The sequence below is a fragment of the Calidithermus terrae genome, assembly GCF_003574345.1.
Lineage (GTDB): Bacteria > Deinococcota > Deinococci > Deinococcales > Thermaceae > Calidithermus > Calidithermus chliarophilus.
The window spans coordinates 1-10,097 of the sequence record NZ_QXDL01000154.1 but is presented as its reverse complement, the minus strand read 5'-3'; the positions used below and the strand labels follow the sequence as shown (position 1 = coordinate 10,097).

Annotated in this window: 8 protein-coding genes; 6 read left to right on the top strand and 2 right to left on the bottom strand. The window is 67.5% G+C overall.

The genetic code is table 11. The features are described from left to right. The first annotated feature begins 188 nt into the window (after nt 1-188). From Mterra_RS15360 to Mterra_RS15335, 6 genes are all read left to right on the top strand, one after another. A complete protein-coding gene (locus Mterra_RS15360) occupies nt 189-1,790 on the top strand; it encodes an amidase family protein (protein ID WP_245971653.1) in 1,602 nt (533 codons plus the stop codon). A gap of 262 nt (nt 1,791-2,052) precedes the next feature. After that, entirely contained in the window at nt 2,053-2,439 is a 387-nt protein-coding gene (locus Mterra_RS15355; protein WP_119315973.1) for a hypothetical protein, read from the top strand. Between the two features lie 373 nt (nt 2,440-2,812). After that, the gene (locus tag Mterra_RS15350; RefSeq protein WP_119315972.1) at nt 2,813-3,718 is read left to right on the top strand and encodes a hypothetical protein; all 906 of its coding nucleotides are present in this window, start codon (nt 2,813-2,815) and stop codon (nt 3,716-3,718) included. Nucleotides 3,719-3,850: 132 nt separating this feature from the next. Beyond that, on the top strand, nt 3,851-5,386 hold the full coding sequence (locus Mterra_RS15345) for a S8 family peptidase (protein WP_218022947.1): 1,536 nt from the start codon (nt 3,851-3,853) through the stop codon (nt 5,384-5,386). Between the two features lie 430 nt (nt 5,387-5,816). Beyond that, nucleotides 5,817-7,745 carry a DNA topoisomerase subunit B gene (locus Mterra_RS15340; protein WP_119315970.1) on the top strand — a complete coding sequence of 643 codons (1,929 nt, stop codon included), beginning with the start codon at nt 5,817-5,819 and terminating at the stop codon, nt 7,743-7,745. Nucleotides 7,746-8,210: 465 nt separating this feature from the next. After that, a complete protein-coding gene (locus Mterra_RS15335) occupies nt 8,211-8,879 on the top strand; it encodes a LuxR C-terminal-related transcriptional regulator (protein ID WP_119315969.1) in 669 nt (222 codons plus the stop codon). Here Mterra_RS15335 and Mterra_RS15330 read toward each other — a convergent pair. Continuing rightward, nucleotides 8,876-9,382, bottom strand: coding sequence for a hypothetical protein (locus Mterra_RS15330; protein WP_119315968.1), 507 nt, complete (start codon nt 9,380-9,382; stop codon nt 8,876-8,878). The two genes, Mterra_RS15335 and Mterra_RS15330, sit on opposite strands and share 4 nt — an antisense overlap. An 11-nt stretch (nt 9,383-9,393) precedes the next feature. Continuing rightward, on the bottom strand, nt 9,394-9,630 hold the full coding sequence (locus tag Mterra_RS15325) for a zinc ribbon domain-containing protein (RefSeq protein ID WP_119315967.1): 237 nt from the start codon (nt 9,628-9,630) through the stop codon (nt 9,394-9,396). Between the last annotated feature and the right edge of the window lie 467 nt (nt 9,631-10,097).

Below are 10,097 nucleotides of genomic sequence, written 5' to 3'. Positions count from 1 at the left end.
CGTTTTACCCGCCGTGCGTCGCCCAGCTCGGCCTCCGCGAAATGCAGGCTGGCCCATTGAACCGGATCCTCGGGATGCAGTTCCATCGTCTCGAACCATACAGGGTTGAGATGTGGGTAATGACAAGCTCTGAAGAGCGGGGAGTCGTCACAAGCATCGCACCGGCCGGTCTGATAGTGTGGGGCGTCATGAGCCAACAATCCTCCCCTTCGGCCCCGGCCGCCCAGGCCGGACAGGCCGACAAACCCAGCAGCCCCAAGCGCGACTGGGAAAGCTTTGTCGCCCGGCAGGTGCAGGAGCAGACGGCTCGGCACGAGTACCCGCTACGGCGGAAGCTGGACTTTTCCCCCTTCGAGGAAGCCCTGGCCCGCCTCGAGCCCTCCCTCCTCGAGCGCCTCGAGGCCCTCACCCAATCCTCGAGCATCCCCGAACTCCAGGCCGCCCTGCAGCGCGGCGAAACGAGTTCCGAACAGCTCACGCTCTTCTACCTGGGGCGCATCCGCCGCTACAACGACCGGCTGGGCGCCTACCTCGAGCTCAACCCCCTGGCGCTCGAGCAAGCCCGCGCCCTCGACCTCGAGCGCCGGCAAGGCCGCCTGCGCGGCCCCCTCCACGGCATCCCCCTAAGCCTCAAGGACAACATCGCCACCGCTACCCCCATGCACACCACCGCCGGGGCCGCCGCCCTGCGCGAGGCCGTCGCCGACCGCGACGCCTTCGTGGCCCGGAGGCTGCTCGAGGCCGGCGCCGTGATCCTGGGCAAGAACAACCTCTCGGAGTGGGCCAACTTCATGACGAGCACCTCGGTCAACGGCTTCAGCGCCCTGGGCGGCCACACCCGCAACCCCTACGGCCCCTTCGACGTCGGGGGCAGCAGCAGCGGCACGGCCGCCGCGGTGGCGGCCAACCTGGCGGTGGCGGGGGTCGGCAGCGAGACCTCGGGCTCGCTGGTCTACCCGGCGGCCCAGAACAGCCTCTTCACCCTCAAGCCCACCCTGGGCCTGGTCAGCCGCGACCGCATCATCCCCATCACCGACGCGCAGGACACCGCCGGCCCCCTCGCCAAGAACGCCGCCGACCTCGCCGTGCTCATGAGCGTGCTGGCCGCCCACGACCCCAACGACCCCCTCACCCAGCGGGCGCTGCACCCCAGGGCCGGGGAGTTCGCCAAGGCCCCGGCCCCCCTCTCGCTGCGGGGCGTGCGCGTGGGCTGGGTGCAGCACGTCCAGCGCGAGGGCGACGTGCCCGTGCTCGAGCGCGTCGCGCGGGCCTTGGGCGAACTGGGCGCCGAGCTGGTGCCCGTGCCCTTCCCGGAGGCCAAGATCGAGATGCTGCCGGTGCTGCGCTACGGCCTGCGCCAGGGCGTGAACGCCTACCTCGAGGCCACCGGCGCCCCGGTGCGAAGCCTCGAGCAGGTCATCGCCTTCAACGCCCACAACCCGGCCGCCGCCCCCTACGGCCAGGACCTGCTGCAGGCCTCCCAGGCCGAGCCCATGAGCGCCGAGGACTACCGCGCCCTGGTCGAGCACAACCGCAGGACGGGCATGGCGACGCTGCGCGACCTGATGAGCCAGAACGGGGTTTCGCTGCTCGTGACGGTGAGCAACAGCCTCTCGCTCTACACCTCGACCTCCGGCTTCCCCGTGCTCAACCTCCCGGCCGGCTACCGCGACTCCGGCGAGCCAGTAGGGGTTTCGCTGGTGGGGGACCTCCTCGAGGACGCCCACCTCATCTCCCTGGCACAGGCCATCTCAGAGCGCCTGAACGCCCGCCGCCCGCCCCGGCTGTGAGCCGAGGGTCTGAGGGGAAGCGGGTAGCCATCAGCTATCAGCCGTCAGCCTTCAGCGGGAAGCCCGTGGCGTGTGGGAATATCCCCCCCAGCCCCCCTTGCTAAGGGGGGTGACAATGCGCCTCGCGCCTCGCGCCTCGCGCCTCGCGTTTTGCGTTTTGCGTCTTGCGTAGGACGTACGACGTACGACGTACGACGTAGGACGCACGCCCCACGCCCGGCCACCAGCAATCGGCATTCAGCATCTAGCGTAGATTAGGCCTATGGAAGCCGTGTTCCTCCTGCGCGACCTGCTGGTGCTCCTGCTGCTGCCCGTCCTGGCGATCAGCGCTCTGCTGAGCCTGCCCCTGCTGGTGCGCGAGCCCGCCGCGTGGCAGTTGCGCTTCTTCAAGGCCGTGGCGGCGCTGGCGATAGCGGGTTTCGTGCTCGAGCTGCTGCTGCGCTTCCTCTTCAACGGCGGCTCGGCCTGGCTGCACTCGATCTACGGCCTCCTCACCGCCTTAATCCTCTACGCCGTCAGCGGCCTCGAGCCCGGCGGCTGGCTGCGGCGGGGCCTGGCCCAAGCCCCCGAACGCATCGGCCCCTACTTCTTCTGGGCCAGCTTCGTAGGCCTGCTGCTGTGGTGGCGATTCATTGAAACAGGGCGATAGGAAGCCGGCAGCGGGCAGCTTTCAGCGATAAGCCGTCAGCGATAAGCGATAGGCTCGTGGCCTGTGGCCCGTGGTTTACCCCTCGCCGTCCCTCCCCGGCGCCGGGGAAGGAATATCCCCCCCAGCCCCCCTTGCCAAGGGGGGTAAACAAAGGGCGTCTTGCGTTTTGCGTCTTGCGTTCGGCGTAAGACGTACGACGTACGACCCGCGTCTTGCGTTTAGCGTTTTGCGTCTTGCGTACGACGTACGACGCAGGACGTACGACCCGCATCAGACGTACGACGTACGACGTAAGACGCCCGCCCCGCCCCCGGCTATCGACCATCGACGCACATTTTGCGTTTCCCGCCCGACCTACGGTAGCTTAATCTTCGTGCGGCCCGGGCCCGTCGAACTGGTCACCAACGCCCCTGCGGATTGGCCCAAGGTCTACCTCGAGGGCCCCCTCACCGCACACACCCCCACCCTCCACTTCATCACCGCCGTCGAGACGCGCTTTCGCACCTCGCACGTACAGGTGCTCGAGGCCGACGTGGTGCGGGTGACGCGGCAGGGCGTGCTGGTGGTGCCGCTGCGGGTGAAGGCCCCGGACGGGGAGTACGACCTCTTCTTCTACCCCGAGGCCGACGAACGCGCCGCGGGGCACTTCGTGGCGGTGCACGAGATCGCGCAGCGGTACGGCCGGCTCAGGCCGGTCTTCTACAGCACCGACGACCTCTTCGCCATCTACCCCGACGACGTGGGCGAGGTGGCGCGGCAGGACCGGCTGTTCATCCAGGCCTCGCTCATGCCGCCCAAGGGGCAGTACGCGATGTGGTGGGCCGAGCAGCCCGGTGAGCGCTTCGAGCTCAGCCAGACCTACCTCCTCTTCGACCGGCTCTACCGCGAGATCGGCGGGCTCGAGTTCTCCGCCTTCGCCCAGATCCTCATCGAGATCGGCATGATCCAGAGCGAGGAGGAGGCCACCGCCTACACCTTCCCCGACCAGACCGTGGAGATCCCCCTGCAGGGCCCCGAGGGGATCCCCATGATCCTCTCCTTCTCCCAGACGCGCGGCATCCGCTTCCACTTCCACATCCAGCGCACGCCGCCCGAGTACCGCGAGCTCTTCCTCAACCTGGCGCTGCTGCGCTTCAAGCTGTGGCGCAAGCAGCCCGAGATCGCCTCCATGCCTCGCCTCGAGAGCCCGCCCCTCTTGTGGTGGCAGGACCTGGGCAAGCGCTTGCGCTCGCTGAGCGACGACCAGGCCATCGGCGCGGTGGGTTCGGTCAAGCGGTAAGGTCTCATTATTCTTTAAACTCATGAAACGAGTCTAAAGAAGAACTAATCAACCTAAAGGTTGATTTAACATCCACCGAACAGTTAGGATTCGGCGCAGGGTTCAAAGCCCAAATCCTTAGTGGAGGTAGCAATGCGCCGATTCACCCTTCTGGCCGCAGCCTTGCTGGTTATGGCTGCCTGCACGTCCAGGCCCCAGGGCACCGACGACACGGGCGTCCCCGTGCTCGGGCTGGACAACCCCCAGGTGATCCCTGGGCAGTACATCGTGGTTTACAAGAAGGACGCCGGGGTGCTGCCGGCCCTGCAGAGCCTGAAGGCAGGCTTGAGCGCGGGCGCGGTGCAGAGCCAGGCCCTTCAGAGCTTGGGGCTCGAGGGCGCCCAGGTCCAGCAGGCCTACACCGCCGCCCTGCAGGGCGTGGCCGTGCGCCTCTCCGACGATCAGCTCAGCCGCCTGCGCCAGGACGCGCGGGTCGCCTACATCGAGGCCGACCAGGTCATGGAGGCCTGGGCCACCCAGAGCCCGGCCACCTGGGGTCTCGACCGCATCGACCAGCGCGACCTCCCGCTGTCGAACAGCTACACCTACAACTACACCGGCGCCGGGGTCCACGCCTACATCATCGACACCGGCATCCGCCGCACCCACGCCGAGTTCAGCGGGCGCATGGGCAACGGCTACGACGCGGTGACCCCGGGCGGCAGCGCCAACGACTGCAACGGGCACGGCACCCACGTCGCGGGCACCGTGGGCGGCACCACCTACGGCGTGGCCAAGGGCGTGACCCTGCACGCGGTGCGGGTGCTCGACTGCAACGGCTCGGGCTCCAACTCGGGCGTGATCGCCGGGGTGGACTGGGTGGCGCAGAACCACGTCAAGCCCGCCGTCGCCAACATGAGCCTGGGCGGCGGGGCCTCCAGCGCCCTCGACAGCGCGGTCAACAACGCCATCGCCGCCGGGGTGAGCTTCGCCGTCGCGGCGGGCAACTCCAACGCCAACGCCTGCAACTACTCCCCCGCCCGCGTGGGCAACGCCATCACCGTGGGCTCGACCACCTCCTCCGACGCCCGCTCCTCCTTCTCCAACTACGGCAGCTGCCTCGACATCTTCGCCCCGGGCTCCTCGATCACCTCGGCCTGGCACACCTCCGACACCGCCACCAACACCATCAGCGGCACCTCGATGGCGACCCCGCACGTCGCGGGCGTGGCGGCGCTCTACCTGCAGGCCAACCCCAGCGCCACGCCCAGCGCCGTGACCAACGCCATCGTCGGCAGCGCCACCTCGGGCCGGATCTCCGGCGTGGGCACCGGCTCGCCCAACCTGCTGCTGTACTCCCTGCTCGGCAGCACCACGCCCCCGCCGCCCTCGGGTGAGACCTACACCGGCACCCTCAGCGGCACCGGCGCGTACAACTACCACCCCGGCTCCACCGGCTTCAGCTACGCCGGCGGCACCCTCAAGGGCACCCTCACGGGCCCGTCCAACGCCGACTTCGACCTCTACCTGCAAAAGCGCAGCAGCTCGGGAAGCTGGAGCACCGTGGCCCGCTCCGAGAGCTACACCTCGAGCGAGAGCATCACCTACTCGGCCAGCTCGGGCACCTACCGCTGGCTGGTCTACTCCTACAGCGGCTCGGGCTCCTACACCCTGACCGTACAGAAATAGACCGAAGCCCCTACCCCCCTCGAGCCTTCCTCGAGGGGGGCTTTCACATAGTAGGCCCCCTGTTGAGGGTCGAGAGTCTAGGGTCAAGGGTCGAGGGCCAAGGCGTCTCGCGTTCAGCGTTTAGCGTTCGACGTTCGACGTTGGGCGTATTGCGTACGGCGTAGGACGTACCCCCCGCGCTCAACACCAACAGCCACCCCGCCCCACTTCGCCCCCACCGGAATTAGGGTTCTCCTCACCATATGCACTGCCGTGCAGATGTGGTGTTCTGGATGGTGTTCTCGGGCGTTTATAAAACCTCAATGCCCGTATACATCGCCTCGAGGCCCTCGGCTCCGCCTCAATTCTTCACGTTCGGGGGCTGCTTTTCACCATCCCCGACAATGGTCGGTTGTATTATGTTTTTTACGTAATATGCTATAATGTCCGGGTGAGCACTGAGGTTACCGCAAACTACGACGCGTCCCAAATCAAAGTCCTGAAAGGTCTCGAGGGGGTTCGCCACCGGCCCGCCATGTACATCGGCGGGACGCAGTCCGACGGCTATCACCACCTCTTCAAGGAAATCCTGGACAACGCGGTGGACGAGGCCCTGGCGGGTTTTGCCACCGAGATCGTCACCACCCTGCACCCCGACGGCTCGATCACGGTCGAGGACAACGGGCGCGGCATCCCCGTAGACATCATGCCCGGTGAGGGCAAGCCGGCCGTCGAGGTGATCTACACCGTGCTGCACGCGGGCGGCAAGTTCGAGGAAGGGGCTTACAAGGTCTCGGGCGGCCTGCACGGGGTGGGCGCGAGCGTGGTCAACGCGCTGGCCGAGTACACCCGCGTGGAGGTCTTCCGCGACGGCAAGCATTACCTGATCGAGTTCAGCCGCGGCGACGTGACCAAGCCGCTCGAGGTCGTGGGCAACGCGCCCAAGGGCAAGCGCGGCACCCGCGTGACCTTCATGCCCGACCACACCATCTTCGACCCCGGCCTCACCTTCGAGGCCAGCAAGCTCAGGAACCGCCTGCGCGAGGTGAGCTTCCTGGTAGCGGGCCTGCGGCTGGTGTTCAAGGACGAGCAGCACCAGAAGGAAGAGGTCTTCTTCGACAAGGGCGGCGTGGCCTCCTTCGCGCGCTTCCTGGCCGAGGGCGACGAGCTGCTTTACGAGAAGCCGGTGCTCCTGCAGGGCGAGGTGGAGAACGTGAGCGTGGACGTGGGGTTGGTGCACACCCGCGGCTACAACATCGAGCTCGTCACCTACGCCAACATGATCCCCACCCGCGACGGCGGCACCCACCTCTCGGGCTTCAAGACCGCCTACACCCGCGCCATCAACGCCTACGCCAAGAAGGCCGGGCTGGTCAAGGACCTCGAGCCCACCGGCGACGACCTGCTCGAGGGCATCTCGGCGGTGGTCTCCATCAAGATCCCCCAGCCGCAGTTCGAGGGCCAGACCAAGGGCAAGCTTTTGAACCCCGAGGCCGGCACCGCGGTGAGCAAGGTGGTCTACGAGAAGTTCTCGGAGTACCTCGAGGAGAACCCCCGCGTCGCCAAGCTGATCTACGAAAAGGCCCAGCGCGCGGCCCAGGCCCGTGAGGCAGCCCGCAAGGCCCGCGAGCTCGTGCGCCGCGCCAACCCGCTCGAGTCCGACGACCTCCCCGGCAAGCTCGCCGACTGCCAGAGCGAAGACCCCGCCGAGGCCGAGCTGTTCATCGTGGAGGGCGACAGCGCGGGCGGCAGCGCCAAGAGCGGGCGCGACCGGCGCTTCCAGGCCATCCTGCCCCTGCGCGGCAAGATCTTGAACGTGGAGAAGGCCGGGCTTTCAAAGGCCCTGAAGAACGCCGAGGTGCGGGCCATGGTCGCCGCCATCGGCGCGGGCATCGGCGGCACCAGCGACGAGGCCCACTTCGACATCGAGAGCCTGCGCTACCACAAGATCATCATCATGACCGACGCCGACGTGGACGGCTCGCACATCCGCACGCTGCTGCTGACCTTCTTCTACCGCTACATGCGCCCCATCATCGAGCAGGGCTACCTCTACGTGGCCCAGCCCCCGCTCTACGGCCTGCGCGTGGGCAAGAGCAAGAACCTCGAGTACCTCTTCAACGACGAGGCCTTGAAGAAGGCCCTGGCCGAGATCGGGGACAAGAGCTACGAGATCCAGCGCTTCAAGGGCCTGGGCGAGATGAACGCCGAGCAGCTCTGGGAGACCACCATGGACCCCGCCAAGCGCGTGCTCAAGAAGGTCAGCATGGAGGACGCCCTCTACGCCGCCGAGATCTTCGAGAAGCTCATGGGCTCCGACGTGCAGCCGCGCCGCGAGTTCATCGAGGAGAACGCCCGCTTCGCGCAGCTCGACATCTGATCGCGGTTCCCACGAACACCCTCCGGTCCCGGAGGGTGTTTTACCCCGCACCGCTAACCCGGCCGTGCGGGGTATTCATCCGGGGCCTTTCCCAACCCGGGGCCAAGCGGGCCGCCTCGGCAGGAAAAATCCCGCTATCGAACCGCTCGAGGCCAGCCGGTCATCCCCCGATCGGTGCCGGGGGGTCGGTGAGGGTTGGGACGGCCGAGCAGCCCGGGGCTAAGCCGGTCGTAGAGTAGCCGTTTTGCCGGTGGCGTAAGCCGGGCGGGCCGGAGGGGGGCGAGCACCCTTTGCCTCACGCCGCTTTATACGAGCACCGGATCGCCGGCGCGTGGATTGGCTCTGTCCACAACATAGAATTGGCCCTTGAGATTGGAGTAGACCCCTCCTAACTTGGGGAGTTAGTACCCGGCATTCCGCTCCCCCGACCCACAGCCCTCGAGAAAGGTCAGGTGAACGCACACTATGAAAGCCAGCGAAGCCGTCAGCGTCGTGGTTGCCGACGCCTACCCGGTGGTATTGAGCGGCTGCTGCCGCCTCATCGCCAGCAACCCCCGCATCAAGGTGCGCGGCCACACCACCCGTGCCGACGATCTGCTGGCGCTGGTGGGGCTGCTGCGCCCTCAGGTGCTGGTCACCGACCTCAATTTCCCCGGCGTGGACGGGGCCGAGCTCGTCGCCGCCGCCCGCGAGCGCTCTCCGCAGACGCAGGTCCTGGTCTTCAGCGACCTGCACAACCACGCCGCCGTCCTGCGGGTGCTGCAGGCGGGGGCCTGCAGCTTCCTGCTCAAGGAGAGCTCAGCGGCCGAGCTCACCGAGGCCATCCTCGCCACCGCCGCCGGGAAGTCCTGCTTCTCCCCCCCTATCGCCGGGGTGCTGCTGGAGAGCCTGCGTAAACCCGCCCTCGAGCCCATCTCCGCCCGCGAGGGCCAGATCCTCACCCTCGTCGCCCGCGGCCTCTCCAACCAGGACATCGCCCGCGAGCTCGGCATCGCCGAGTCCACGGTCAAGACCCACCTGGTGCGGCTGTTCGCCAAGCTCGAGGTGCAAGACCGCACCGCGGCCATCGTGGTCGCGCTGCAGCGCAACCTCATCCGGCTCGAAAAGCCCGGGGTCTTCCCGCTGGCCGGCTAGGGCCCGCGCCGGGCCACGAACTCCACGGGGACGTGCTCGGAGTAGCCCCCTGTGCTCTGCAGGCTGAAGCGGATCTCCGAGCCCGAGACCCGCCCCACGTAGCGGTGCTCGACCTCGCGGGAAGGCCCGTTGCCCAAGGTCTCGAGCGTGCGGGTGACGAAGCTCAGGCGGTCGCCGCTCATGCGCCCCTCGAGCACCCCCCGCCGCAGCCCCAGGAAGGAGGCCGTGCCGCGCAGCTCGTTGCCCTCGAGCCTGAGCACGAACTCTTCCTGGTGCTTCGCGCCCCAGTCGTAGTTCACCTCGGCGTACCAGGTGCCGCTGACGTCCGTCACGGGTGCCAGCTCACCCTCCAGCGCGGCCTTGCCCCCGCCGGAGAACTTCTCCCACAGGTCCACGATCGAGCCCAGGTTGCCCGCCACCCCGCCCACCGCCGCGACCACCCCGACGGTCGCCAGGGTGTAGCGCCGGATCTTGGCGAAGGGCTTGCGCGGTTTGGTGCTCATGGCCCACCTCGCTAGCCGAAGATCAGGTCCAGCACGGCGCCTACGTCGTCCTTGCCCTCGAGGATCTCCGGGTTGTAGACCTCAGTGTAGCCGCAGTTGAGGCACGAGGCCGCGATGAACACGTTGTGCTCGATGTCGAACATGCGCGAGAGGCCGGTCCCCGTCGCGGCGAAGCGCTTGACGGCGGCGCCCGCCGACTGGCACTTGGGGCAGACGAACCGCTGGGCCAACTGATCTTCGATCTTCATGGCTACCTCCCCACCCTGCACCGCCCCACAAAAACGAACAACTGCCGTCCTTCGGCAGTTGTCGTCCCTTGGAAGGGCGGGACCCGGCTCCCGGCTCTTAGCCCAACGCTGGGGGCTACAATAACGGTGGCTCTGCTCCCTCGCATCCGCCGAATAAGCGCTTGCCGAATAGCTGGAAATCCAAAGCCGACCCGCACCCTTCCTCGAAGCCCCGCCTGCCCTCGCTGCCGCAGGGGCTGCTGAACTTCGAGGAAAATCCTAGCGCGGGGAGCGTTACAGGAGCGTTACAGGGTGCCGGTGGTCGATAGCCGGGGGCGGGGCGGGCGTCTTACGTCGTACGTCGCACGTCTGATGCGGGTCGTACGTCCTGCGTCGTACGTCGTACGCAAGACGCGAAACACCTTGCTCCCCCTTAGCAAGGGGGGCTGGGGGGGATATTCCTTCCCCGGCGCCGGGGAGGGCCGGGG

Excerpts from the sequence above, each read along its gene's own strand:
- Mterra_RS15360 (WP_245971653.1), top strand. The coding sequence starts at position 189 with ATGAGCCAACAATCCTCCCCTTCGGCCCCGGCCGCCCAGGCCGGACAG.
- Mterra_RS15355 (WP_119315973.1), top strand. The coding sequence starts at position 2,053 with ATGGAAGCCGTGTTCCTCCTGCGCGACCTGCTGGTGCTCCTGCTGCTG.
- Mterra_RS15345 (WP_218022947.1), top strand. The coding sequence starts at position 3,851 with ATGCGCCGATTCACCCTTCTGGCCGCAGCCTTGCTGGTTATGGCTGCC.
- Mterra_RS15335 (WP_119315969.1), top strand. The coding sequence starts at position 8,211 with ATGAAAGCCAGCGAAGCCGTCAGCGTCGTGGTTGCCGACGCCTACCCG.
- Mterra_RS15330 (WP_119315968.1), bottom strand. The coding sequence starts at position 9,382 with ATGAGCACCAAACCGCGCAAGCCCTTCGCCAAGATCCGGCGCTACACC.
- Mterra_RS15325 (WP_119315967.1), bottom strand. The coding sequence starts at position 9,630 with ATGAAGATCGAAGATCAGTTGGCCCAGCGGTTCGTCTGCCCCAAGTGC.